This window comes from Brachybacterium sp. J153 (genome assembly GCF_036311905.1).
Lineage (GTDB): Bacteria > Actinomycetota > Actinomycetes > Actinomycetales > Dermabacteraceae > Brachybacterium.
Genome location: NZ_JAZDCH010000015.1, coordinates 1 through 24840 on the forward strand (window position 1 = coordinate 1; position 24840 = coordinate 24840).

Below are 24840 nucleotides of genomic sequence, written 5' to 3' on the forward strand. Positions count from 1 at the left end.
GAGGAGACACATGATGGGCCAAACTGCGCCATCGTCACACCCCTCCTCCGCCGGGGCGGTCAGTCGACGGTGACCTCCCCCATGGGGCCCCAGTCCTCGACGTCGACCTGCTGGGAGACGATCTGCGGGGTTGCGGCGAGATACTGCGGGAACTCCTGCTGCATGGTGCGGAAGTGCTCGGAGTTCACATGGGGCTCCGCGCCCTCGTCGGTGAACGCCTCGATCAGCACGTAGGTGGTCGGGTCCTCAACGCTGCGGGACCACTCGAACCACTTGTTGCCGGGCTCGGCGCGGGTCGCCTCGGTGAAGGGCCGGGAGATCTCCGGCCAGCGGTCGGCGAACTCGGGCTTCACGGGGAACTTGACGTTGATCAGGATCATCAGGGGTCCTCTCTGGTCGGGACGGGTCGGGTCTTGTCGGGACGGGCGTCTCGTCCGGCACCCTAGCGGGAAGCGCCGATCCGGTGCCGGTGCCCGAGCAGGATACGGGGGCGGGGAGTCCTCCCCATCGCGCCGCGGGGAGCCGGCCGCTAGATTCCTGACACATGACGACTTTCCTGGGAGCGGACACTGACGCGCTGCGCGACGTCTCGGACACCTTCGGCGACCGCGCGCAGCGGCTCGTCGAGCTCGCCGAGGAGCTGCTGGCGGCCGTGGGCGCGGTGTCCTGGGTGGGGCCGGATGCGGACATCCATCGTGCCGAGTGCACCGCGGTCCTCGGGGATCTCACCGCTCGGGCGGGGGAGGTAACCGCGCGCGGTCGGGACCTGCTGGACGAGGCGGAGCAGCAGGACCAGGCGTCCGAGCCGGGCACGGCCCGCGGCGGATCTGGGGGCGCCTGGTCCCCCGACGGATTCGACCTGTCCGACATCGCCCCCTGGCTCGTCCCCGGGAAGCCGAGCACCTTCGCGGAACGAGCGAAGGATGTCGCCGAGAAGTGGTTCGAGGACAAGGTCAAGGAACGGGTCTCGGACGAGGCAGAGAAGGCCCTGGACCGGTTCCTGAAGAAGATCAGGACTCCCGACTACTGGATGCGGGGCGGCAAGAAAATCATCCCGGTGGTCCCGGATCTGATCGATGCTGCACAGCACGCGGTCGACGGCGAGACCGAGGAGATGACCTTTGCGATCTACCGGGCGCTCCTGGACCTCAGCCCGGGAACCGTATGGATGGGCACGGTCGACGCTGCGTCGGCGTATCTCTTTCCCCTCGCCCCCGACGACTGGATGTTCCCCGGGACAGACCAGCAGCTGAACCAGGGGTCCTTCTTCGACCATGTCGAGGCGGATGCGCTCGAGAACAGCGAAGACAGCTCCTATTACGAGATGATGCGCGAGGGGGAGCAGTCCGGCCTGGAGATCTCGGACCGCCTCGGGATCGAGCACGAGGGGACGCGCAACGTCTTCAAGTCCGTCTGGGGATTCGCCGGAATGCTGGCACGAGGGCAGCGAGACCCGGCGGACCCCGACAAGCCGTGGGTCTTCGCGGCGTCCGAGCCCACCCAGGACAAGATCCGCGACCTCCTCCCCTGAGCGGGGCGGCGCCGGCCGGGCGCGCCGCTCAGAACAGGATCGTGACGTCGCCCTGCTCGCGCAGCTCGGCGGCGAGGGTCGTCGCGGCCTCGTTCTGCTGCTGGGTGAGGGCCTGCTGGGCCAGCTGCTCGCGGACCTCCTCGAACGGCGGGACCTGCGAGGCGTCGGCCCCGGACTGCTCCTGCTGGGCGACGAGGTCGTCGTACTGGCCGCGCAGCTCCTCCTCCGTCGGCTCGGTGATGCCGCCCTCCTGGGTGACATAGGTGGTGAGCTCGTACTGGGTTGCGGCGTCCTCTCGGACCTGTTCCTCGGACACCCCCTGCTGGGCGAGGGTTTGGACCACCTCGTCGCCGGAGCCGAGGCCGTTCTGCTGGGCGATCTGGTCGAGGGTCGCGTCGATGTCCGCCTCGGTGGCCTCGATGCCGGAGTCGGCCGCGGCCTGCTGCAGCAGGCGGTTGTCGACCAGCTGATCGGCGACCTGCTGTTGCAGAGTGGCCTCGTCGACCGCCTGTCCGGTGGTCTGCTGCTGCATCGCGGCCTGCTGGAACTGCGCCTCGTAGACGGGCACGAACTCCTCGCGGGTGATCTGCTCGCCGTTCACCTCGGCGACGATCTCGGGGATCGAGGAGGTGTCGGGCTGGGGGAGGGCCTGCTCCCCGCCGCCGTCGCTCGCGGCGGGCGGTGCGGTGCCTCCGGCATCGCTCGCCCCGGACGGGGCCGGGTCGTCGGGCCCGCAGGCGGCGAGGCCCAGGGCGGCGCCGACGGCGAGGGCCGCGGCGGCGGTCCGCACCGCGACGGCGGTGCGGAGGGAACGGGTGGTGCGGGTGCCGGTCATGCGGACCTCCTGAGGGTCGGGTGCTCCGGGTGGACGGCGTCGGCGACCGTACCGGTCCGACCCGGACGCCGCGAGGCGGCCGCGGGGGCCGTGTGCGATGACTCTCGCCCCGCGATGCGACCGGGCCGGACCGCTCCGACCTGGTCGCATCGCGCGGCACGCGGGGTCCTCGCCGGTCAGCGCAGCATGGTCCGGGCGTACTCGCGCATCGCGTCGCGCACGAAGGGGGCGAGCTCGACGCCGTCCCGCGAGAAGGTCCTCCCGAAGCGGGGATCGGCGACGTAGAGCTCGCCGAGGCCTGTGAAGGCCTCCGCCTCCGGGGCCCGCCCGCCCCAGCCGTGGGACACCCAGGTGTGCAGCCGCCCGGCGAGCTCCTGCGTCGCGGGGTCCGCGGAGTCGGTCCCGCGGGCGACGAGCTCCGCGAAGCCGTCCACGATGTCGGTCAGCTCCTGCTGGAACCGGCGGCGGTCGGCCTCGGACACCGAGCGCCACCAGCGATCGGCGCGGGCGTAGGCCTCCGGCCCCCAGCGCTGCTCCACCTCCTCCCGGTGCTGCGTGTGGTCGAATCCGTCGAACATCGTCTCGGTCACGAGCTCTCCTCCTGTCTCGATCATGGTGAGGGTGGCGCGCACCGAGGCGGCGACCCGGGCGAGGCGCTCCCGCTCGAGGTCGAGCTGCGCCGCATGCTCACGCAGCGCGGTCGCGAGGTCGACGCTCTCGGCGAGCACCCGGCCGATCTCCGGCAGGCCCAGGCCGAGCTCGCGCAGCACGAGGATCCGCTGCAGGCGTAGCAGACCGGTGCGGTCGTAGAACCGCTGGCCCCCGTGCCCGATGCGGGACGGCTCGAGCAGGCCCACCTGCTGGTAGTGCCGCAGGGTACGGCTGGTGGTGCCGGTGAGCCGCACGATCTCCTGCATCGGCCAGTCCCGGGTGCTCATCGCCTCTCCTCTCGTCGGCCGTCGCGTTCGGTGCATGACCCACTGTGTCGCTTGACGTCGCGTCAAGCGCAAGGGGTCGGCGGCACGAGTTTCGAGAGGCGCAGGCCTCGGGCCCTGCAGACCCGCCCTCCGGAACGCGGGACGGCCGGGCCGCCTCGAGGGCAGCCCGGCCGTCCGGGATCGCAGTGCCGCGCGGGCTGCGCGGCAGGGAAAGCGGGTTCAGTACAGGTTGAGGAAGGCCTGCAGCACCTCGACGGTGTCCTCGTCGATCTCGTCGGAGCCGTTCTGCGTGGCGCCGACCTCGTGCTGCAGCCCGGCGACGGTGTCCTCGCCGATCACGCCGTCCTGGTCGGTCTTCGCCCAGGCCTGCAGGGCGAGGGTGGTCTCCTCGTCCATCTCGCCGGTCTGCTCGACACCCAGCCAGTCCTGGAGGGCGGTGATGGTCTCGGTGCCCATCTTCCCGTCCACCTCGAGGGTGCCGGCCACCGAGAGGTCGCCGGTCGCGTTCGAGCCGGGCTCGTCCGCGGAACCCTGCTCGGCCGGAGCGGACTCCTCGGCCGGGGCCTCCTCCTGCTCGGGCTGCTCCTGCTCGGTCTCCTTCGTGAAGCCGTTGTCGTCGCAGTTGTCGGCGATGCCGTCGCCGTTGCAGCTCCAGTCGCCCTGGGGCTCGGAGCTCTCGCGCTCGGTGGAGCGGTTCGCCTGCTCGTCCGACTCGCGGGTCTCGGTGGACTGCTGCTCCTGCTGCGAGGAGTCGTCCTGCTCCGACTCGGAGGAATCGTCCGCGTCGGACTCGTCGGCGGCGGGCGCACCACCGGTGTCGGCGCCGCCGGAGAGGGCGACGCCGCAGGTGGGCCACGCGCCGGGGCCCTGCTCGGCGAGCACGCGCTCGGCCACGGCGATCTGCTCGCTCTTGGAGGCCTGGTCGGCGCTCGAGGCGTACTCGGTGCCGCCGAAGCCCTCCCAGGTCTGCTGGGAGAACTGCAGGCCACCGTAGTAGCCGTTGCCGGTGTTGATCGCCCAGTCGCCGCCGGACTCGCAGGCGGCGACCTCGTCCCAGCCGCTCGCGGCGCTCGCGGAGGTCGTGGTCAGGGCGAGCATGCCGGAGGCGACGACGGCGCCTCCGGCCAGGGCGACGGCCGAACGGGTGAGGCCGCGGCGGACGACGCCGACGGACGGGGTGGAACGGTGGGTGTTGTGCCGGGACATGGGTGTCCTTTCACAGTCGCGCGGTTCCCGCGGCGGCCACCGCTCAGGGACGGCGCTCCCGCGGAGCTGGACGGCGGACACCGTAGGGGAGCGGCCCCCGGGCGGATCAAGTCCGCGACGCCCCTCCCGGGCCCGGCGTGACCCTCCGAGTAGCGGCGCATGGTCCACCCTTTACGTGACGCGGAGCGCTGACCTGCACCGACGTCGGGGTCGGGAGGAGTCGTGAGGATCCTGTGCGGGTCTTCTCGGGGCTGCCGAACAGATCACGATCCTGGACGCCGGCTGACCGGCGGCTCCAGAGCGGGTCCACACGGGGCGACGGATGATGCCGGCGAGACGATCCGACCTGCGCCCCGGGAGGCGTAACATCCGGGCCATGCGGCGCAGCATCTGCGAGGCGGCGGGCGGCCCGGACGCCCTCCTCCGCCTCTCCCGTCACTGGCACGACCTCGCCCTCGAGGACCCGCTCGTCTCCCATGCCTTCTCCCACGGATTTGCCGAGGACCATGGGGAGCGGCTCGCCGCCTATCTCGTCGAGGCCCTCGGCGGCCCGCCGCAATACACCGGGTCCTACGGCCCCGCCGCCCATGTCGACCGGATCCATGCCGGCAACGGCGTCCACGAGGACTTCGACGAAGCAGGCATCGCGGTGTTCGACCGAGCGATCGTCGCAGCGGAGATCCCCGAGCCCGCCGCGTCGGCCATCTCCGCCTACTGGGCGTGGGCGACCCGCACCGTGATGAACGAGTTCGCGACCTCCGCGGCGGAAGTCCCCGCGGACCGGCCCGTCCACCGCTGGGACTGGGACGGCCCCGTCGGCCGCTGAGCCCCGGTAGTCTCCGCCCCATGCGAGGGGCACTGGGGGCGTATCTGGTCGTCGGGGCGGTGCACGTCCTCGCCCAGCTGCTCGGGCATCGGCCGACGGCGGACCTGACGCAGCTCCTGGTGATGCCGCTCCTCGCCGTCGCGCTCCTCGCGGGCACCTCGACGCCGCGACCGCGCCTGGTGCGGTGGGTCCTGCTCGGGCTGCTCTTCTCCTGGCTCGGGGACTCGGTGCCCCGACTGCTCGCGGGGGATGCGGCCTTCCTCGCGATGGTGGGTTGCTTCCTGCTCGCGCAGCTCGTCTACGCGGGCGCCTTCTGGCCGCTGCGGGAGCGCAGCGTGCTGCGTCGGCCCGTCGTGCTGCTGCCCTATCTCGCGGCGGCGATCGCGATCATCCTCCTGTGCGCTCCCCGGGCCGGCATCCTGCTCCCGGCGATCGTGGTCTACGCCGGGGCGATCGTGGTGATGGCCGTGCTCGCGACGGGGCTCGGCAGGCTCGGCGGGATCGGGGCGGCGGTGTTTGTGCTCTCCGATGCGCTGATCGCGCTGAACGCCTTCGGCGTGCTGACGCTGCCGGCCCACGGCGCGTGGGTCATGGTCACCTATCTCGCCGCCCAGCTGATGCTGGTCCTCGCCGTGCTGCAGCAGGACCAGGTGGGCGCGCGGGACTGAGTGCCGTCACGCCACCCCGACGCGGACGAGCACTGGCTCCTGGCGTGCCTCTACGCCTACAGAGGCATAGAGGCGTACCAGTACGCCAGGCGCCAGCAGTCGACGACGACCTCGCCGCGTCAGCTGCGGCTGTACGCCGCGCGCTCCTGCTCGCGGGCGAGGCGCTTGGCCTCTTTCTCGGCGAGGGCCCGCTCCTCCTCGGCGACCGTGATGACGTTGCCGCTGGGATCGGTCGCGACGGTGCCGTCCGGGCGGGTGACGACCAGGCCCTCCGGCTGCTCGTCGCTGCGCTCGCCGAGGTCGTTGTGGGCCTGGCGCCGCTCGTGGATGCGGTGGGCATCGGCGAGCAGCTCGAGGACGTTGCGCTCCTCGACGACCATGTCCTGGTACTTCGCGGGCAGCGCCTCGATGGCCTTCTCGTGCTCGATCATCCGCGCGTACAGCGCATCGCGCCGCTCCTCGAAGGAGGCGTAGGTCATCTCGACGTAGGCCTGCGCCTCGCGGTGGGCGTCGTTCACCGCGGCCTGCGCCCGGCCCTTGGGGGAGAGCAGCGAGGCCAGCACGGTGACGACGAGGACGCCGACGATCACGGACAGGGAGAAGGTGGTGGTGATCTCCGGGATCGCGTGCACCGCCTCGCCGCCGTTGATGAAGGGCAGCTCGTTCTCGTGCAGCGCATGGACCACGAGCTTCACGCCGATGAAGGCGAGGATGATCGAGAGGCCGTAGGACAGGTATACGAGCCGGTCCAGCAGGCCGTCGATGAGGAAGTACAGCTGGCGCAGGCCCAGCAGCGAGAACACCGTCGCGGTGAACACGATGTAGGTGTTCTGGGTGAGGCCGAAGATCGCGGGGATCGAGTCGAGGGCGAACAGCAGGTCGGTGCCGCCGATCGCGATCATCACGAGCAGCATCGGGGTGAGGACGCGCTTGCCGTTCTCGATGGTGAAGAGCTTGTCGCCGTCGTACTCGTCGGTCGCGGGCAGGAACCGCTTGACCAGGCGGACGAATAAGCCCTCGCCGGGCTCCTCGTCCTTCTCGCGCAGCTCCTCGAGGATCATCTTGAGCGCGGTGAACAGCAGGATCGCGCCGAAGAAGTAGAAGGCCCAGGAGAAGGCGTCGATCGCGGCGGCGCCCGCCAGGATCATGCCGGTTCGGGCCACGATCGCGAAGGTGATGCCGAAGAGCAGCACCTTCTGCTGGTCCTCGCGGGGCACCGCGAAGGTGCCCATGATCACGAGGAACACGAAGAGGTTGTCGACCGAGAGGGCCTTCTCGGTGACGTACCCGGCGAAGTACTCCGTGCCCATGTCCACGCCGCCGAGGGCGAGCACGCCCACGCCGAAAAGGAGGGCGATGCCCACGTAGATCGCGGACCAGACGGCGGCCTCGCGCAACGTGGGGATGTGCGCCTTGCGCACGTGGAAGATGTAGTCGAAGGCCAGAAGGCCCAGGATCGCCACGACGGTGAGGATCCAGACGAGCGGGGAGACGGTCATGGCTCTGCTTTCGGGGGTCGAATCGGGAGACCCGGGTCTCTCCACCCCTCGACCGAGCCGATGGGCCGCTGCGCCCGGAGCGCCCCTGTCGGCCCTCGTGATGACGTGCACAGCGTGACGGATACTCCCCCGTTGCCATCCGCGATTCTACACGGGGCCCCTCCGCACCTGGGAAGACCCTGCGATCAAGGTCTCCGCCGACGCAGCGTCCGCTGCACCCCTCAGCGGTCCTCGACCGCCTGCTCCAGCTCGTCCTTGTCCATCGTCGACCGGCCCTCGACACCCTGTCGGCGGGCGTCCTGGTAGAGTTGCTCCTTCGTGCGTCCTCGCGCCCCGCTGTGCGAGCGCTCGCCGCCCCGCTCGGACGGCGACTTGTCCTCGAGGGACGTGCGGCTGGCTTCCTCGGACTCGCCTTCCTGCGCACGGGTCTTGTTCACCGTGCGCGCGGCGATCTCCTCGGCCTCGTCCGCGGAGACCCCCCGGTCGAGCTGGCTCTGCTTGATGTGCTCGTACTGACGCTCGCGCTTCGCGCTCCATGCCTCGGGCATGTCTCCTCCTGATCGGTGCACTCGGGCCGCCGGACGGCGGCCGCTCCTCCATCCTGCCGCGGCATCGCTCGGTGTCGAGGGGACGGACCGAACGGTCGATCCGCGGGCCGCCGGCCGGGCCGCCGCAGGGCCTCGAAGGGCCCGCGGGCCGGCCGGACGGCCTCACTCCCGGCCGTGATCCCCGGACATCGAGCCGATGCTGTTGGACGGGGTGGCCTCGTCCTTCCAGCGCAGCAGCGCCCCGACCCCTTCGGGGATCCCGAGCGTGTCCTCCTGGAGCGCCGAGATCACCGCGTCGGTCGCCAAGGCCCCGCGCAGCAGCTCCTCGATGCCCGCCGGTTCGTGACCGGTGATCAGGACGAGCTCCTCGACCTGTCCGCGGCCGAGCGCCTGGGCGACCTCGGCGGCACCGGCGACCGAGGCGCCGTCGCGGGCCTGGCTCTCCCGGAAGCGGTCGGCGAGCTCCTGCTGCCGTGCGGCGATGACCTCGAGCGTGGTGCGGGTGAGCGCCTCGCGGAAGGGGCCGCGGTCCAGCGCCGCGCCCCGGCTCCCGCCGGGCACCTCGAGGATCCGCTCACGGGCCTCGCGACCCAGCGCCTCCCGCAGCAGACCCATCGCCCGCACGTCGCCGCTGAGCATCACCATGTCCACGCGGTGCTCCCGCAGCGTCCGCTCGACAGCCGCCGCCACCGCGTCCGCGTTGCGCTCCCAGGAGTCCTCGACCCGGGCCTCGGTGTTGTCGGCGCGCCAGCCGTGCTGGGCGCCGCCGCCCACCCCGGCCTTGTGCAGCACGTCGTGGCCGCCCTCGACCTGCGCGTCCTCGCCGAGCCCGGGGGAACCGTGGGTGATCGAGGGGTTCTCGGGGGCGCGCAGGTGCAGGTCCGCTCCGGCTCGATCCACGACCACCAGCAGCTGGCTGACGGCGAAGGGGATCACCTGCACGAGCGGCAGCAGCTGGGGGAACTCGCCGTGGTGAGCGGACTCCTGCAGCGGCGGAGCCGGCAGCACCCGGTCCACGACGATCCCGTCGTCGGTCGCGAAGACCGAGCGCCCGTGCCGCCCTCCGAGGCGGGAGGGGCTGAGCACGGAGTCCTCGATCTCCGCGAGCACCCTTTCCGGGGCGCCGTCAGCGGCCAGTCCCGAGCGCATCTGCGCCCAGCGGGCCTCGAGCTCGCCGGCGGATTGTGGGTCCGTGCGAGTGGTGTCGAGATGGACGGAGACGACGGGGCCCGTCCCGTCGAGGGCGGCCGTGAGCCAGGGCAGCTTCACCAGGTACCTCCTGCGTGCGCGACGTGCGGGGAGGGCCGTGCGCTCGGCTCGGCCTCTTCGCCCCGCCTGGATCCGCACCACCCTTCCACGCGGCGTCGGCCGCGGCAAGGGAGTTCAGGAAGCCGCTGCCTCCACGCCCGCCTCGGCCGCGACCTCCCGCCAGGTAGCGGCGAGCGAGTCGATCGTGGCGTGGGCGTTCAGCCCGCTGGGCTGCGGCACGACCCACAGCACAGGGGCCCCGGGACCCTCGGGCCATCCGGCGACCGTGCCCGGATCCTGGCGGCCGAGCCGGGCCCTGGGCACTCCGAAGGCGCTGCGGAAGGCGGTGATGCCCGCGATCGCGACGACGCGGGGTCGCAGCCGCGGCAGGCGCCCGAGCAGGGCCGCGCCGCCCGTGCGCAGCTCCTCGCGGTCCAGCTCGGCGGCGCGCGCGGTCGCCCGGCCCACGAGATTCGTGATCCCGAGGCCGCGGTCCAGCAGGTCCTGCTCGTCGGCGAGGTCGAGACCGCGGGAGGCGTCCACGAGGCGTGACGTCAGCCCGGCGCGGTGCAGCGAGGGCCAGAAGCGGTTCCCCGGATGGGCGAAGGGGGCGCGCACGGCCGCGGTCCACAGCCCCGGGTTGATCCCCACGATCAGCAGCCTCAGGGTGTCCGGCACCGCGGGCAGCACGTCGTCCAGCGCGCAGGGATCGGTGGTGTCCACGGCGGCGAGATCCGCGCGGGTGGGGCGCGCGCCGTGCAACGGGGAGGGGCGTCGTGAGCTCACCTCGGCACTGTAGCGCCGCGCCACTGTAGCGCCGCGCCGTAGGCTGACCGCATGCACCGCAGCGAGGCAGGACGCCTGCACGTGATCGCCGGACCGATGTTCGCGGGGAAGACCGAGGAGCTGCTGCGCCGCGTGCGTCGCTCCCGCCTCGCCGGGGCGCGCGTCGAGGTGATCGGCCATGCCCTCGACACCCGGGCGGGGGCGGAGCGGCTGCGCACCCACCTGGGCGCCTCGCTGCCCGCACGGATGATGAGCACCCCCGGGGAGCTCTCCCCTCTGCTCGCCGGGGAGCCGCCCGATCTCGTGGCGATCGACGAGGCTCAGTTCTTCGGTCCCGGGCTCGTGCCCGCGATCGACGCCCTCCTCGACGCGGGCGTGCAGGTCGAGGCGGCGGGGCTCTGCGTCACCTACGACGGGGACGGGTTCGAGCCGGTGCCGACCCTGATGGCGCTCGCCGAGGAGGTCGTGAAGCTCACCGCGGTGTGCACCGTGTGCGGTCGGGACGCGGCCTTCCACGTGCGGCTCGCGGGGAGCACCGGGGATCCGAGGTCGGCGACCGCGGAGCAGGTGGGCGGGGTCGAGTCCTATCAGGCGCGCTGCCGGAGGCACCGTGATCTCCGGGAGACCGGCGCGTCGGGGGCGCCCGGCGCCGGCTCTGCTCCTCGCGCGGCCTCGAGCGGGTGAGCCCGCCTGAGACCGCGGGCGATCAGGTGATCGGGACCGAGTCCTCGGTGAGCAGCTCGATGCCGTCGAGGTCCCACTGCCCGTCGACCCGCCGCACGTAGTAGCGGAGGTCCGCGGACTCGGACTGGCCGTCGACGGTGTAGGTCTCGGTGACCTCGAAGATCGCGTAACCCTGTCGGTTGATGCGGTCGTTGACCTCGTAGGTGATCGCGTCGGTCCCGACGATGTTCTCGTCGAAGATCGCGCACGAGGTCAGCCCCGTCGCGGAGCGGAACTCCTCGGTGGTCGACTCCATGAAGAGATCGCAGTCGGCCTCCTGCAGCGAGGAGTAGAAGTCGTCGACGGTGTCCGCCGGATCGCCGCGACCCAGGATCCGCCAGCCGATCAGCACCGCCAGGGCGAGGACGATCAGGGCGAGGAACAGCGCGACGCCCCCGATCAGCATCCAGTGCCAGGTGGGGCGCTTGGCGCGGCCCCCGCCGGCGGTCGGCATCATCCCCTGCGGCTGTGCGTAGGCCATCGGTCCCCCTCGGATCTCAGTGCTCGCCCCGAGTATTCCGCACGGGGGACGTCGGCGCACCTCCGCGGCGTGGGGAGAACTCCCCACGCCCGCCGCGCTCGATACGCTGGAGGGCATGATCGTCACCGCAGACCCCGGTCCCGTCGGCTCGCCCACCAGCAGGGACGGTGCCGGGTTCCTCTCGCCCGAGACCCTCATGTACGTGATCGAGCCGGGGGAGCGGGCCGAGGTCGCCGTGGACGGGCACGAGGGGGCGCCCTCCCTCGTCGGCCGCACCATCGGCGCCGGCGAGCAGCTGCGCTGGTTCCTGCACCCCGTGCTGGATCCCGCGCTGAGCTGGGGTGCGACCCACGCCGCGATCGACCTCGAGTTCACCGACGGCAGCCGTCTCTCCCAGCTCGACCCCCGCGACCAGTACGGGACCCCGGCGACCGCCGAGGGGATGGGTGCGGCGCGGATCCTGTACGCCGATCAGTGGAACGACGTGCAGGTGGGGCTCGAGGACGCCGTCGGCCGCACCGTCGCCAAGGTGCTGCTGAGCGTCGCCGCACCGGAGCACGACGACCAGGGCGAGCCGATCGGCGCCGGGGTGGAACTGCACGGCTTCCTCGACGGCCCCCGCCTCGCCGCGCGCCCCGCCGATCCGCCGCTCGAGGACCCCGTCGCCTGGGTCGACACGCGCCGCGGCACCTACTCCTCCGGGGACTTCTCCCGCGGCAACACCCTCCCGCTCACCGCGATCCCCAACGGTTTCGCCTTCTTCACCCCGGTGACCGATGCGCGCACCCGTCGCTGGCTCTACGAGTGGCACCGGCGCGGCGGGGAGGACAACCGCCCCCGTCTGCAGGGGCTCGCGATCAGCCACCAGCCGAGCCCCTGGATGGGCGACCGCAACCAGTTCGTGATGATGCCGCTGCTGGGGGAGGAGCCGGACGCCTCCCCGGAGGGCCGCGCCCGGGGCTTCGACCATGCGACGGAGACCGCGCGCCCCGACCTCTACGAGGCGCCCCTGGACGGCGACCTCACCGTGCGCCTCGCCCCCACCGACCACGGGGCGATCCTCGAGGTGGACCTCCCCGTCGAGGAGGGGCCGCGCCACCTGCTGCTGGAGGGCGTGGACCGGCATTGCCGGATCGACGCCGCCGGTGCCGTCTTCGACGGCCGCTTCCACGCGTGGGTCGACTCGGGACTCGCCGAGGGCTACGCCCGGGCCGACGGGGCGACCCGCATGTTCGTGCTCGGCGAGGTGAGCCCCGCGCCGGAGTCCGTGGGGCCAGCCTCCGGCGCCACGCCCGGGGCTTCCGTGCTGAGCTTCGCGCCCGGCACGACCCGGGTGACGGTGCGCCTGGTGACCAGCTTCGTCGGGATCGATCAGGCACGGCGTACCTTCGCCCGGGAGGTCGAGCGACGCTCCCTCGAGCAGGTGCGTCGCGACGCCCACGCCGCCTGGACCGAGCGGCTCGAGGTGATCGAGGTGCCCGGGGCGAGCCCCGCCGAGCGCCGCACCCTCTACGGCAACCTCTACCGCCTGAACCTCTACCCCAACTCGCACTGGGAGGACGCGGGCACCCCGCAGCGCCCCGAGCCGGTGCACGCGAGCCCCGTCCTGCCGGTCAAGGGCGAGGCGACCGATACGCGCACCAACGCCCAGGTCCTCCCCGGGCGGATGCACGTCAACAACGGCTTCTGGGACACCTACCGCACCGCGTGGCCCGCCTACGCCCTGCTGTACCCGGAGCTGGCCGCCGAGCTCGCCGACGGCTTCGTGCAGCAGTTCCGCGAGGGCGGCTGGATCGCCCGCTGGTCCTCGCCCGGCTACGCCGACTGCATGACCGGGACCAGCAGCGACATCGCCTTCGCCGATCTCCTGGTCAAGGGCGTCGAGCTGCCGGATCCGGAGGCCGCCTATCTCTCCGGACTGCGCAATGCGACCGTCGCCCCGCCCTTCCCCGAGGTCGGGCGCAAGGGCAATGAGCGTGCCGTGTTCACCGGCTACGTCGACACCGACACCCCGGAGTCCGTGTCCTGGGCGCTCGAGGCCCACATCAACGACGCCGGCCTCGCCGTGCACGCCGAGCTGCTGGCCGAGCGCACCGAGGACGCGGCGCGGGCTGAGACCCTCCGCGAGGAGGCGGCCTACCTGCGCGACCGCTCGCGGGGCTATGCCCTGCTCTTCGACCCGGCGATCCGCTTCTTCCAGGGTCGACGCCGCGACGGCGCCTTCGCGACGACGCCCGAGGAGTTCGACCCGCTCAGCTGGGGCGGGGACTTCACGGAGACCGACGGCTGGAACTTCGCCTTCCACGTCCCGCACGACGGCGAGGGGCTCGCGGACCTCTACGGCGGGCACGATGCCCTCCACGCCCAGCTCGAGGAGTTCTTCGCGACCCCGGAGCGAGCGGATCGGAAGGGCACCTACGGCCACGTGATCCACGAGATGACCGAGGCGCGCGCCGTGCGCATGGGGCAGTTCGGGGTCTCCAACCAGCCGGCCCACCACATCCCCTTCCTGTTCCACCATGCCGGCTCGCCGCAGCGCGCCGCCGAGGTGGTGCGGGAGGTGCAGCGTCGGCTGTTCGTCGGCGAGCAGATCGGCCAGGGCTACCCGGGCGACGAGGACAACGGCGAGATGAGCGCGTGGTGGCTGTTCACCGCGCTGGGCCTGTACCCGCTGCAGCTCGCGACGGAGCGTTACCACCTGGTCGCGCCGCTGTTCGAGGAGGCGCGGGTGCGGCCGCTCGGCGGCGAGCCGTTCAGCGTGCACGCCCCCGCCGCGCGCTCCGGCGAGGTCGCGCTGCAGGGCGTCACCGCGGACGGCGCCGCGCTCCCCGGCCCCTGGGTCGAGCACTCGGCGCTGCGCGGCCGGATCGAGGTCGCACTCGGGGCGGAGCCCGACGGCTTCGACGCGGTGCCGCCCTCGCTCACCCCGCCCGGCGGCCGCGCGCACCCGCTCGTGGACCTGCTGCCCCGCGTTCCGTCCGACCCGCTGCTCGACGACGACTCCGGCACGGAGCGGCGCTGGGAGGAGCGGACCGCGGTCATCGACCTGCCGGTGCTCGAGGAGGCGCTGACGGCCCGCTATCTCACCCTCACCTCGGCCGCGGAGGAGGGCGGCGACCCGATCGCCTGGCGGCTCGAGGGCTCGCGGGACGGCCGCACCTGGGAGGTGCTGGACGCCCGCGGCGGAGAGACCTTCCGCTGGCGCCGGCAGACGCGACCCTTCCTCCTCGCCTCACCGCAGGCGATGGACCATCACCGACTGGTGATCACGACCGCTCAGGGTCCGTTGCGCCTCGCGCAGGTCGAGCTGCTCGCCTGAGCAGCCCCCCACGGCCGCTGAGCGGCGTGCCAGCTCGGCGGTCCAGGAGCACCCAGGGCAGGGTCATCGCCGCCCACACCGTCGCGATCAGCACCGCCTCGACGAGCAGGTACTGCGGCCACGGGCCCAGCAGGTCGAGGATCGACGGGCCCGACGGTGCCCGGTTCAGGTAGCCGTAGTTGGCGCCGGTGAGGGCGTTGCCGGTGACCGCGATCGCGGCCCAGGCGAGGGTCGCCACATAGGCCGCGCCGTATCCGCGCCAGGTGGGCCGATAGCCGAGCCCCCACACCAGCACGACGGGGGCGAGCAGGCCCGCGCCGTGCGCGATCCAGTACTGGGCGAACTCCAGCGGCACCCAGACGAAGTAGTTCACGTCGGGCGTGAGGACCGACTGCATGTTGAGGGTGAGCCCCCAGTACCAGCTCACCACGATCGCCCAGCGGGCCTGCGTGATCAGGGCGAGGGGGACCAGGAAGCGGAGCGCGTCCGAGAAGTGCAGCGGCAGGGACTCGTCCAGGTTCCAGGCCCAGGGCATGAATCCCCACAGGGTCCAGAAGGTCGAGTTCGCGAGCAGCGGCCAGCCGGCGATCCGCAGGACCCGGTCCGTTCGGTCGGGCGGGGCGCGCCGCGCCAGCACCACCAGGGCGACGGCGGCGACGGCGAGGAGCGCGAGCATCGTCACGTGCGTCGTGCCGTAGGCGGGCATGTGGCCCAGCGGCCCGTCGGCGAGCAGCTCGAGCGCCCCGTGCGGGTCGGGGTCCGTTCCGGTCATCCGCGCCTCCTGGTCCGTGACGATCCGGGCCGAGCATACGGAAGCGCCCCGCCGGGGCGGGGCGCTTCACGAGGACGGGGGACGGGGACGGAGCGGCGGAGGCTCAGGCGGTGCGGCGCGCGCGGAGCTCCTTGAGCACCGTCACCAGGGTCGCCGCGACGAGGGTCCCGGCGAGGATCGCGAGCACGAACCCCCACACGGGGCTGATCGCGAAGGCGACGAAGATGCCGCCGTGAGGCGCCTGGGAGCCGACGCCGAGCGCCATGACCAGCGCTCCGGTGAGCGCTCCGCCGGTCATCATCGACGGGATCACCCGCAGCGGGTCCGCGGCGGCGAAGGGGATCGCCCCCTCGGAGATGAAGGCCGCTCCGAGCAGCCACGCGGTGGTGCCGTTCTCCCGCTCCACGGGGGAGTAGAGGCGGCGGCGCACCAGCGTGGACAGCGCCATCGCGAGCGGCGGGACCATGCCCGCAGCCATCACGGCGGCCATGATCTGGAAGGACGCTTCGGTGCCCTGGGACAGCCCCGCGGTCGCGAAGAGATAGGCCGCCTTGTTCACAGGTCCGCCGAGGTCCACGCACATCATCAGCCCGATGATCACTCCGAGTAGCACCGCGGAGGAGCCGGACATGCCGGTCAGTCCGTCCTGCAGCGCGGTCATCAGCGAGGCGAGCGGGCGACCCAGGAACAGCAGCATCAGCCCGCCGACCACGAAGGTGGTCACCAGCGGGATGATCACCACCGGCATCAGCCCGGCGAGCCACCGCGGCGGCTTCAGGGTGGTGAACCACAGTGCGATCGGCCCCGCGAGCAGGCCCGTGATCAGACCACCGAGGAAGCCGGCGCCGACGGCCACGGAGACCGCGCCGCCGATGAAGCCGGGGGCGATGCCCGGCCGGCCGGCGAGGCCGAAGGCGATGTAGCCCGAGAGGGCCGCGACCAGGAAGCCCATGCCGAGGTTCCCGAGCGTGAACAGCACCGCGCCGAGGTAGAGGGCGAGGCCCGCACGCTCGGTCTGGGCCGCGCCGGTCGGCCCGTCGTAGGAGACGTGGCCGGGCAGGGAGGAGAGGGAGCTGGTGGTGGCGACGTCCTGCGCCACGAAGGCGACGTCGAAGCCCGCGATGAGGAAGCCGAGCGCCATGAGCAGGCCGCCCGCCGCGACGAAGGGGATCATGTAGGACACGCCGGTCATCACGGCGCCCTGGATCCGGCGGGGCCAGGACTGCGTGGCGCCTCTCGTCTCGCCCTCGCTCGCGGCGGAGGCGGCGGGGACGCGTGCGGCATGCGGGTCCGCGGCCGCGGCGAGCGCCTCGTCGATCAGCTGTGGGCCGTGGGAGATGGCGCGCTTGACCGGATGCTCCACGAGCGGCAGCCCGGCGAAGCGCTCGCGACCGGAGATGTTCACGTCCGCCGCGATGATCAGGGCGCCCGCCGCGGCGATCTGCTCCTCGGTGAAGGGGGTGATGCCGCCGGAGCCCTGGGTCTCCACGTGCAGCTCGACTCCCTTGTCGCGCGCGGCGTTCTCGAGGGCCTCGGCTGCCATGTACGTGTGGGCGATACCGGTGGGGCAGGAGGTGATCGCGAGCAGCACCGGCGTCTTGTCCGGATCCGCGTCCACGGCAGGCTCCGCTCCGGCGGCAGGTGCCGAGCCCGCGGCCGACGCCGGGGCGCTCCGGGCGGTGGGGGCGGCGTCCGGGGTCCCGTCCGTGGAGGTACCGGCGGCGTCGGGGACGGGCGCCGGCTCGACGACGTCGGCGATGAGCGCGGAGACCTGCTCCGGGGTCTCGGCGCCGCGCAGGTCGGCGAGGAACTCGGGGCGGATCAGCGCCCGCGAGAGCTGGGCGAGGAGCTTCAGGTGCTGGTCGTCGGTCCCGGCGGGGGCGGTGATCGCGAGGATCAGGTCGGCGGGCCCGTCGGCCGCGCCGAAGTCCACCGGCTCGCGGAGGCGGACCACGCCGAGCGCCGCCTCGTGGACCGCCTCGACACGGCAGTGGGGGATCGCGAAGCCGCCGGGCATGCCGGTGGCGAACGACTCCTCGCGGGCGAGCAGCCCGGCCTCGAGGCCGTCGCGCTCGGAGCGGCCGGTCGAGGCGATCAGATCGGCCATCAGGGCGATCACGGCGTTCTTGTCACCCGGGGACGGCACGTCGAGCCGGACCAGCTCGGGCGTGATCAGGGGTGCGGACATGGGGTTCTCCTTCGAACGGGGACGGTCTCCGCCGCGGGGCGGAGCGGGGTGGGGGTCAGAGGCGGACGACGCCGCGCGGATCCGGGAGGGCCTGTTCGGGCCGCGGGATGGTGGTGCCGGGGAGGCCGACGGCGGCGCTGCCGTAGGCGAGCGCGAGGGCGAGCCGCCCGGCAGGGTCCTCGCCGCGGGTCAGGGCCAGCAGGTAGCCGGCGGTCGCGGAGTCGCCCGCGCCGACGGTCGAGACGGCGCGGACCGCGGGGGAGGGGGCGAACCACACGGCGTCCTCGGTGGCCAGCAGGCCGCCCGCGGCGCCGAGGGTGACGAGCACGGCGCCGACGCCCGCGCGGTGCAGGGCGAGGGCCGCGTCGCGCGCCGCGGAGAGGTCCCCGTCGGCCGCTGCGGCCTCGAGGGCCGCGCCGTCGACCCCGACGATCTGGCCGAGCTCCTCGGCGTTGGGCTTGAGCAGGTCCGGGGCGGTGGTCCCCAGGGCGCTCGCGACCGCGGCGAGCGGGGCGTCGGAGGTGTCGACCCCGACGCGGGCGCCCCGCTCCTGCAGGTGCGCCGTGAGCTGGACGTAGTAGTCGGTGGGAAGGCCCGGGGCGAGGGACCCGGACAGCATCACCAGGTCGCCGGGGGAGGTGGCTCGGAGCAGCAGCTCCTGGAGCGCCGCGGCCTCGTCCGCCGTCGGGGCCGTGCCCGGCTCGTTGATCTTGGTGGTCTGCGATGGGGCGGAGAGCACGGTGAGATTGGTGCGCACCGGAGCGGCGACCGGGCTCGCGCGGTGGGGGAGGCCCTCCCGCTCGAGCAGGGCGAGGAGCGGATCGGCGGGGGCGGCGGGCAGGACCGCGAGCACCTCGGCGCCGGCGCGGTGGATCCCGAGGGCGACGTTGACGCCCTTGCCGCCCGGCTGGGTGGCCTCTGCGACGATCCGGTGCACGCCCCCGGGGGTCAGCTCCTCGCCGAGATCCACGGTGCGGTCGAGGGAGGGGTTGGCAGTGAGGGTGAGGATCATGCGAGCACGACCTCCATCCCGGCCTCCTTGAGCTGCTCGGCGAGCTCCGCGGGCAGTCCGTCGTCGGTCACGAGCGTGTCCACCTCGGCGGCGGTGGCGAAGGTGACCAGGTGGCGCACCCCCGCCTTGGCGGAGTCGACCAGCAGGATCCGTCGCTCGGCAGCGGCGACCATGGCGGCCTTGACCGCGGCCTCCTCCGGGTCGGGGGTGGTGACGCCCGAGGCGTGGATCCCGTTGCCGCCGAGCACGGCGAGAGTGGGATGGAGGGCGCGGATCGCGTCCACGGTCGCGGAGCCGACGGCGGCCTGGGTGGTGGGGCGCACGCGGCCCGGCAGCAGGTGCACCTCGAGGTCGGTGTGGACCAGGGCGGCCTGGGCGATCGCCGGGGCGTGGGTGATGACGGGACCTCGGCGCCCGCTGAGATGCGGCACGAGCTCGCCGACGGTGCTGCCCGCGTCGAGCATGACCGCGGCGCGCGGATCCTCGGGCAGGAGTGCGACGGCGGCGCGGGCGATGCGGCGCTTGACCTCGACGTTCGTCACCCGGCGCACCTCGAGGTCGGGCTCGGTCTCGGCGGTGGCGCGGGGCACCGCCCCGCCGTGGACGCGGACCAGGCGGCGCTCGCCGGCGAGCTGGTCGAGATCGCGGCGCACCGTCTCGGTGGTCACCTCGAACTCGGCGGCGAGGCCGGTCACGGCGACGCGGCCGGCGGTCTCGAGCTGCGCGAGGATGCGGCGCTGGCGTTCTCGGGCGTACATAGGTCACCTGCTGCTCTGGAGGATCGGGGGCGGCACGGGGGAAACGGGGGTGCCGTGGTCGCCGTGGAACCAGGCTAGACCGAGGAACAATAGAAAGCAACAGTGGGAATCTGTGGTCCTCTGTTGGTGTGCGGAATCGGGGCGATCCGGCGTGCGGCCTGCCGCTACGGTGGGGTGGCCGTCCACCCCAGGAGGAGACATGACCCCGTCGGAGCAGGCGCCCCGCGCCGAGTCGACCGAGAAGGCCGCCGACGAGTACGCCGCCGAGCGGAGGGTCCGGTACTTCACCCGACGTCGCCAGGCCAAACGCTTCCTCGACGAGGTGAACTACCCGCACAGCCTCCACCCCGCGCTCGTCCCCGGCGTCTCGGTCGAGGACCAGAAGGTGCGCTACGGGATCGACCGGGCCATCCTGGTCGCCGTCGGCGCCGTGATCCTCGGCTTCGTCGCCTGGGGCGTCATCGCACCGCAGCAGGTCTTCGACCTGTCGACCGCCGCGCTCGGCTGGGTGATGCGCAACCTCGGCTGGATCTTCAACGTCCTCGCGATCGGCATGGTGCTGCTGCTCCTCGTCCTCGCCTTCTCCCGCTACGGGAAGATCCCGCTGGGCCTGGACGGCGAGAAGCCCCAGTACGGCACCGCCTCCTGGGCGGCGATGCTCTTCGGTGCCGGCATCGGCATCGGCATCATCTTCTTCGGCCCCTACGAGCCGCTGACCTACTACCTCTCGCCGCGGCCCGGGGCGCCCTATGACGCCGGATCGATCGCCGCGATGAAGGGTGCGATCGCGCAGTCCGCGCTGCACTGGGGTCTCAACGCCTGGGCGATCTACGCGATCGTGGGGCTCTCCGTCGCCTACGTGTCCTTCCGCCGAGGACGGGTCCCGCTGATGAGTGCGATCGTCGCGGGCCTCTGGGGCGGGGACTCCTCCTCGCCCGGCAGTCGCGTCATCGACGCCCTCGCGATCATCGCGACCCTCTTCGGCACAGCCGCCTCGCTGGGCATCGGCGCGATGCAGATCGCACGCGGCGTCGAGATCGTCGGCGGGCTTCCTGCCACCGGGACGGCGCTCGCCATGGTGATCATCGGCGTGCTGACCCTCGGGACCATCGCCTCGGCGGTCTCGGGTGTGGCCCGCGGCATCCGCTGGCTCTCGAACATCAACATGGCCCTCGCGCTGGTGCTGGCCGTGTTCATCTTCGCCGTCGGGCCGACCGTCTTCCTGGTCAACATCATCCCCGGTGCGATCACCGAGTACCTCGGCACCCTCCCGGACATGCTCGGGGCGAACATGTCCGAGGGCGAGGACATGCAGTCGTTCCTCTCGAGCTGGACCACCTTCTACTGGGCCTGGTGGGTGAGCTGGGCGCCCTTCGTCGGCGTCTTCACCGCGAAGATCTCCCGCGGCCGCACCATCCGCCAATTCGTCCTCGGCGTGCTGCTGATCCCCTCCTCGATCATCGTGCTGGCCTTCGCCGTGCTGGGCGGCACCGCGATCTGGCTGCAGCGCCGCGCGAGCGAGCTCGACGCCGCCGGCAACACCATCGGCATCGCCGACCCGGACCGGGCGATCGCGCCCGACGGCACGGTCGACTCGCTGCCCGCCCCCGCGGAGATCTTCTTCGCGGTGGTCGACCAGCTCCCCGGGGCGGGGATCATCTCCGCGATCGTGATAGTCATGCTCGCGATCTTCTTCATCACCTCGGCCGACTCCGCCTCGCTCGTGAACTCGCAGCTCTCCCAGAAGGGCAACCCGACGCCGAACCGCCTCGTCACCGCCTTCTGGGCGCTGTGCATGGCGGGCATCGCCGTGGTGATCCTGCTGTTCGGCGGGCAGAACGCCCTGCAGGGCCTGCAGAACCTGATCGTGATCACGGCGCTGCCCTTCGCCGTGGTGCTCGTGCTCATGGCCGTGGCGCTCGTCAAGGAACTGCGGCACGACCCGATGGCGATCCGCGATCACTACCAGGAGGCCGCGATCGAGAACGCCGTCAAGCACGGCGTCGCCGAGTACGGCGACCACTTCGCCCTCGCGATCGAGCCGACCGCCCCGGACAGCGAGTACGCGACCGGTGGCGAGTTCGACTCCACCGCGCCCGAGGTCACCGAGTGGTACGCCCGGACCGACGAGGACGGCAACCCCGTCGAGTACGACTATGAGGCGGGGGCCTACCTCGACGAGGACGGCAACACCCTCCCGGAGGACTCCGCGGACGAGGCGTGGAGGGCCGACGGGGCTTCGCCGACAGCCGAAGGGGTCGACGGCGCCGGAAACCGGTGACAGGGTGGGTCCCATGGACATCACGCTCATCGGAGGACATGGCAAGGTCGCGCTGCTCGCGGAGCCGCTGCTCGCACAGGCGGGGCACACGGTGCGGGCGGTGATCCGCAATCCGGAGCACGCCGCGGAGGTCGAGGCCGCCGGAGCCACCGCCGTCATCACCGACATCGAGACGCTCGATGCGGCCGGCTGGGACGCGCTGCTCGCGGGATCGGACGCGGTGATCTGGTCCGCCGGCGCCGGCGGCGGCAGCCCCGAGCGCACCCGCGCCGTCGACCAGGACGCCGCGATCGCCTCAATGGACGCGGCGCTGCGCCAGGGCGTGCGCCGGTACGTCATGGTCAGCTACTTCGGGGCCGGGCCCGATCACGGGATCGACCCCGCAGAGGGCTTCTACCACTACGCGGAGGCCAAGGCCGCGGCCGACGCCCACCTGCGCGGCACGGTGCTCGACTGGACGGTGCTCGGCCCCTCGGGCCTCACCCTCGAGGAGCCGACCGGCACGATCGACACCACCGCCTCGCAGAGCCGTCAGGTCTCGCGCGGGAACGTCGCCGCGGTGATCGCCGAGGTGGTGGGTCGGGCGGACACCATCGGCCGCACGATCGAGTTCAATGACGGGGATCAGCCGATCGCCGACGCCGTCGGCTGATCCCCACCGGGGTCAGACGGTGCCGGTGGCCCCGGGGCCGCCGTCGGCCCGCTCGGCCGACGGGCCGGCGGCGGGTGCAGCGGCGTGCTCGGCGCCTCCGTGGCCGTCCCCGTGCTCCCCGCCGAACGGCAGGAAGTGCACGATCACCGCGATGATCGCGCCGACGATCAGCCCGAGCACCATCGAGAAGAAGGTGTTGACGAGCCAGCCGAGGACGCCGCCCACCGTGGGCACCCCGGCGGCGATCTCCTCGAGGTGGTGGACCAGCCCGTAGGGCTGGGCGAGGCCGAAGGTGTGCAGGCCCTCGAGGATGATGTGGCCGCCCACCCACAGCATGGCGACCATGCCGACGTAGCTGATCACCTTCATCACCACGGGCATCGCCGCGACGAGGCCGTGGCCCAGGCGCTGGCTCGCGCCGCTCTCCCGCTGGGCCATCGCCAGGCCCGCGTCGTCCATCTTCACCAGCAGCGCGACCGCGCCGTAGACCACGACCGTCATCGAGATGCCGACGACCACGAGGATCGCGGCGCGCATCCAGAAGGAGTCCGCCTCGATCGAGTTCATCGATATCACCATGATCTCGGCGGAGAGGATCAGGTCGGTGCGCACGGCGCCGCTGACGATTGCCTTCTCGGAGTCGGCGCCCTTCGCTGCGGCGGGCTTCTTCTCGTGCGTCGTCCCCGAGACCAGCTCCCAGATCTTCTCGGCGCCCTCGAAGCAGAGATAGGCGCCGCCGATCATCAGGATCGGTGTGAGCGCCCAGGGGGCCAGCCAGGACAGCAGCAGGATCACCGGCAGGATGATCACGAGCTTGTTGATGAAGGAGCCCCGCGCGATCTTCCAGATGATCGGCAGTTCCCGCGCCGGCTTCAGGCCCGCGACGTACTGCGGGGTGACGGCGGCGTCGTCGATCACCACACCGGCGGCCTTCGAGCTCGCCTTGGCGCTCGCGAGCGCGACGTCATCCGCGCTCGCGGCCGCCATCCTCGCGATCGCCGCGACGTCGTCGAGCAGTGCTGCCAGGCCACCGGCCATGCTGGGTCCCCCTCTGGAAGGCGCTCCCGCCCCTCGGGCGGCGCGCAGGTCGTCGGGCACACAGTAACGGGTCCGCCCGGTGGCCCGGCAGGTCGCCGCGGTGCGCGATGCGCCACCCCGGCGACCCCGCGACACCGCGGGACCGGTCCCGGAACGGCCCGCGGCTCCGACCTCGGCTCCACCCCGGCGTAGCCTGGACGGGTTTGCCGCGCCCGCAGGGAGCGGCGCGCCGGAGCCACGGCGACCGGAGCCGTGGAGAGCAGGAGGAGCGGTCTATGCGTCGCTGGGCAGGGGTCGCGGTGCTCGCGATGGGGATCTTCATCCTCATCACGATCGAGGAGCTGCCGATCGGGGTGCTCTCGGTGATGGCTCCCGACCTCGGGGTCTCCGAGGGCATGGCGGGGCTCGCCGTCACCGTCCCCGGTGTGCTCGCGGCGCTCGTGGCCATGGCCACCCCGGTGATCGTCGGCCGGCTCGACCGCCGCCTCGCGCTGGTCCTCGCCCTCGTCGCGGTGGTCGCGTCGTGCGCGGTCTCGATGCTCGCTCCGAACTTCGCGGTGCTGCTCCTGGGGAGGGTGCTCGCGGGCGTCGCGATCGGCCTGTACTGGGCGGTGCTGCCCATCGTGGCCGTCAGTCAGGTCCCGCCCTCCCAGCAGGCGGCGGCGCTGACCCTCGCCTTCTCCGGCACCGGCGGCGCGCTCGTGCTCGGGGTGCCGCTCGCAACCTGGATCGGCACACATCTCGGCTGGCGCGAGGCCTTCGCCGTCGTCGGGGCGGGCGCGCTGCTGATGGCGGTGCTCATCGTCCTTCTCGCACGACCGGTGCGCAGCGAGACTCCGATCACCGCGCGGATGATGCTCGGTGCGACCGGGAACCGCGGCGTGCGCCACGCCATCACCCTCACTCTCGTGCTGGTCACCGCCCAGTTCATCACCTACAGCTTCGTCAGCCCCGTGCTGCAGGAAGCGGCCGGGGTGCCGCTGCAGCGGATCAGCGCGATGCTGCTGCTCTTCGGCATCGCCGGGGTGATCGGCAACTTCGCCATCGGCCCGGTGATCCGCCGCTCCGCCCCGCTCGCGGTCCTGGTGATCGCTTTGGGCCTCGGGCTCTCCCTGCTCGCCGTGCTCCTGGTGATGCGCTCCCCGGGCGCCGCGCTCGCCGTGATGCCGCTGTGGGGCCTGTTCGCGGGCGCCTCCTCCGTGACGATCCAGTCCTTCGTCGGCTCCGAGTCCCGGGGCGCGGTCGAGGAGGGCACCGCCCTGAACTCCGCCGCCTTCAACGTGTCCATCGCGCTCGGCGCGGGGATCGGCGGGCTGCTGTTCGAGACCGTCGGCCGCGAGGGCATGACGCTGGTGTCGGTGGCGATGGTGGCCGTCGGCGTCGTGGTGATCGTGCGCTATCTCCGGCGCGGGTCATCCGACCGGGGGCGGCCCCCGCGTCACGCGGAGACCGCCCCCGAGGCCGGCTGAGACCGGCTGATACCGGCGGAGTCGTCAGCGCCGGGCCCGGTCCCGGCCGCGAGACCGTGACC

At 72.5% G+C, this 24840-nt stretch carries 22 protein-coding genes; 8 read left to right on the top strand and 14 right to left on the bottom strand.

Features of this window, described 5'->3' with window-relative positions:
• Window positions 1-59 precede the first annotated feature (59 nt).
• Window positions 60-380 (bottom strand): putative quinol monooxygenase, encoded by a 321-nt coding sequence (locus V1258_RS07800; RefSeq protein ID WP_204410126.1) that lies wholly within the window; start codon window positions 378-380, stop codon window positions 60-62.
• 164 nt (window positions 381-544) lie between these two features.
• Here V1258_RS07800 and V1258_RS07805 point away from each other — a divergent pair, with 164 nt between their 5' ends.
• Window positions 545-1531, top strand: coding sequence for a hypothetical protein (locus tag V1258_RS07805; RefSeq protein WP_329749103.1), 987 nt, complete (start codon window positions 545-547; stop codon window positions 1529-1531).
• 28 nt (window positions 1532-1559) lie between these two features.
• Here V1258_RS07805 and V1258_RS07810 read toward each other — a convergent pair whose 3' ends face one another.
• The 3 genes from V1258_RS07810 to V1258_RS07820 all read right to left on the bottom strand — a co-directional run bounded on the left by V1258_RS07810 (window position 1560) and on the right by V1258_RS07820 (window position 4510).
• A complete protein-coding gene (locus V1258_RS07810; protein WP_329749104.1) occupies window positions 1560-2366 on the bottom strand; it encodes a SurA N-terminal domain-containing protein in 807 nt (268 codons plus the stop codon).
• Between the two features lie 176 nt (window positions 2367-2542).
• A complete protein-coding gene (locus V1258_RS07815; RefSeq protein WP_329749105.1) occupies window positions 2543-3304 on the bottom strand; it encodes a MerR family transcriptional regulator in 762 nt (253 codons plus the stop codon).
• A gap of 219 nt (window positions 3305-3523) precedes the next feature.
• Window positions 3524-4510, bottom strand: coding sequence for a transglycosylase family protein (locus V1258_RS07820; protein WP_329749106.1), 987 nt, complete (start codon window positions 4508-4510; stop codon window positions 3524-3526).
• Between the two features lie 376 nt (window positions 4511-4886).
• Between V1258_RS07820 and V1258_RS07825 the strand changes: the two genes are divergently transcribed.
• Window positions 4887-5336: a globin domain-containing protein gene (locus V1258_RS07825; RefSeq protein WP_329749107.1), complete on the top strand. Its 450-nt coding sequence runs from the start codon at window positions 4887-4889 to the stop codon at window positions 5334-5336.
• Between the two features lie 20 nt (window positions 5337-5356).
• Window positions 5357-6004 carry a lysoplasmalogenase gene (locus V1258_RS07830; RefSeq protein WP_329749108.1) on the top strand — a complete coding sequence of 216 codons (648 nt, stop codon included), beginning with the start codon at window positions 5357-5359 and terminating at the stop codon, window positions 6002-6004.
• A 119-nt stretch (window positions 6005-6123) separates the two neighbouring features.
• On the opposite strand, the gene V1258_RS07835 is transcribed toward V1258_RS07830, so the two are convergent.
• The 4 genes from V1258_RS07835 to V1258_RS07850 form a co-directional block, all read right to left on the bottom strand.
• Window positions 6124-7503 (bottom strand): TerC family protein, encoded by a 1380-nt coding sequence (locus tag V1258_RS07835; RefSeq protein WP_329749109.1) that lies wholly within the window; start codon window positions 7501-7503, stop codon window positions 6124-6126.
• Between the two features lie 221 nt (window positions 7504-7724).
• Complete coding sequence (locus tag V1258_RS07840) at window positions 7725-8051, bottom strand: plasmid stabilization protein (protein ID WP_329749110.1); 327 nt, start codon at window positions 8049-8051, stop codon at window positions 7725-7727.
• Between the two features lie 162 nt (window positions 8052-8213).
• Window positions 8214-9320 carry a baeRF2 domain-containing protein gene (locus V1258_RS07845; RefSeq protein ID WP_329749111.1) on the bottom strand — a complete coding sequence of 369 codons (1107 nt, stop codon included), beginning with the start codon at window positions 9318-9320 and terminating at the stop codon, window positions 8214-8216.
• Window positions 9321-9434: 114 nt separating this feature from the next.
• The gene (locus V1258_RS07850) at window positions 9435-10085 is read right to left on the bottom strand and encodes a mismatch-specific DNA-glycosylase (RefSeq protein WP_329749112.1); all 651 of its coding nucleotides are present in this window, start codon (window positions 10083-10085) and stop codon (window positions 9435-9437) included.
• 51 nt (window positions 10086-10136) lie between these two features.
• Here V1258_RS07850 and V1258_RS07855 point away from each other — a divergent pair, with 51 nt between their 5' ends.
• Window positions 10137-10769, top strand: a complete 633-nt coding sequence (locus V1258_RS07855) for a thymidine kinase (protein ID WP_329749113.1) — start codon at window positions 10137-10139, stop codon at window positions 10767-10769.
• Between the two features lie 22 nt (window positions 10770-10791).
• Here V1258_RS07855 and V1258_RS07860 read toward each other — a convergent pair whose 3' ends face one another.
• Window positions 10792-11289 carry a hypothetical protein gene (locus V1258_RS07860; protein ID WP_329749114.1) on the bottom strand — a complete coding sequence of 166 codons (498 nt, stop codon included), beginning with the start codon at window positions 11287-11289 and terminating at the stop codon, window positions 10792-10794.
• Between the two features lie 115 nt (window positions 11290-11404).
• Here V1258_RS07860 and V1258_RS07865 point away from each other — a divergent pair, with 115 nt between their 5' ends.
• Window positions 11405-14608 carry a GH92 family glycosyl hydrolase gene (locus V1258_RS07865; protein ID WP_329749115.1) on the top strand — a complete coding sequence of 1068 codons (3204 nt, stop codon included), beginning with the start codon at window positions 11405-11407 and terminating at the stop codon, window positions 14606-14608.
• Here the strand turns inward: V1258_RS07865 and V1258_RS07870 are convergent.
• The 4 genes from V1258_RS07870 to V1258_RS07885 form a co-directional block, all read right to left on the bottom strand.
• Window positions 14556-15380, bottom strand: a complete 825-nt coding sequence (locus tag V1258_RS07870) for a YwaF family protein (RefSeq protein ID WP_329749116.1) — start codon at window positions 15378-15380, stop codon at window positions 14556-14558. The genes V1258_RS07865 and V1258_RS07870 overlap by 53 nt on opposite strands.
• A 103-nt stretch (window positions 15381-15483) precedes the next feature.
• Window positions 15484-17568, bottom strand: coding sequence for a PTS fructose transporter subunit IIABC (locus V1258_RS07875; RefSeq protein WP_329749117.1), 2085 nt, complete (start codon window positions 17566-17568; stop codon window positions 15484-15486).
• 55 nt (window positions 17569-17623) lie between these two features.
• Window positions 17624-18580: a 1-phosphofructokinase family hexose kinase gene (locus V1258_RS07880; protein ID WP_329749118.1), complete on the bottom strand. Its 957-nt coding sequence runs from the start codon at window positions 18578-18580 to the stop codon at window positions 17624-17626.
• Complete coding sequence (locus tag V1258_RS07885) at window positions 18577-19338, bottom strand: DeoR/GlpR family DNA-binding transcription regulator (RefSeq protein ID WP_329749119.1); 762 nt, start codon at window positions 19336-19338, stop codon at window positions 18577-18579. The genes V1258_RS07880 and V1258_RS07885 overlap by 4 nt, the downstream gene beginning before the upstream one ends.
• Before the next feature lie 199 nt (window positions 19339-19537).
• Here V1258_RS07885 and V1258_RS07890 point away from each other — a divergent pair, with 199 nt between their 5' ends.
• Both V1258_RS07890 and V1258_RS07895 read left to right on the top strand, forming a co-directional pair.
• On the top strand, window positions 19538-21619 hold the full coding sequence (locus tag V1258_RS07890) for a BCCT family transporter (protein WP_329749120.1): 2082 nt from the start codon (window positions 19538-19540) through the stop codon (window positions 21617-21619).
• Window positions 21620-21632: 13 nt separating this feature from the next.
• A complete protein-coding gene (locus V1258_RS07895; RefSeq protein ID WP_329749121.1) occupies window positions 21633-22271 on the top strand; it encodes an SDR family oxidoreductase in 639 nt (212 codons plus the stop codon).
• A 12-nt stretch (window positions 22272-22283) separates the two neighbouring features.
• On the opposite strand, the gene V1258_RS07900 is transcribed toward V1258_RS07895, so the two are convergent.
• Complete coding sequence (locus V1258_RS07900) at window positions 22284-23309, bottom strand: DUF808 domain-containing protein (RefSeq protein ID WP_329749122.1); 1026 nt, start codon at window positions 23307-23309, stop codon at window positions 22284-22286.
• Window positions 23310-23584: 275 nt separating this feature from the next.
• On the opposite strand from V1258_RS07900, the gene V1258_RS07905 reads away from it, so the two are divergent.
• The gene (locus V1258_RS07905; protein ID WP_329749123.1) at window positions 23585-24778 is read left to right on the top strand and encodes an MFS transporter; all 1194 of its coding nucleotides are present in this window, start codon (window positions 23585-23587) and stop codon (window positions 24776-24778) included.
• Window positions 24779-24840: the final 62 nt, after the last annotated feature.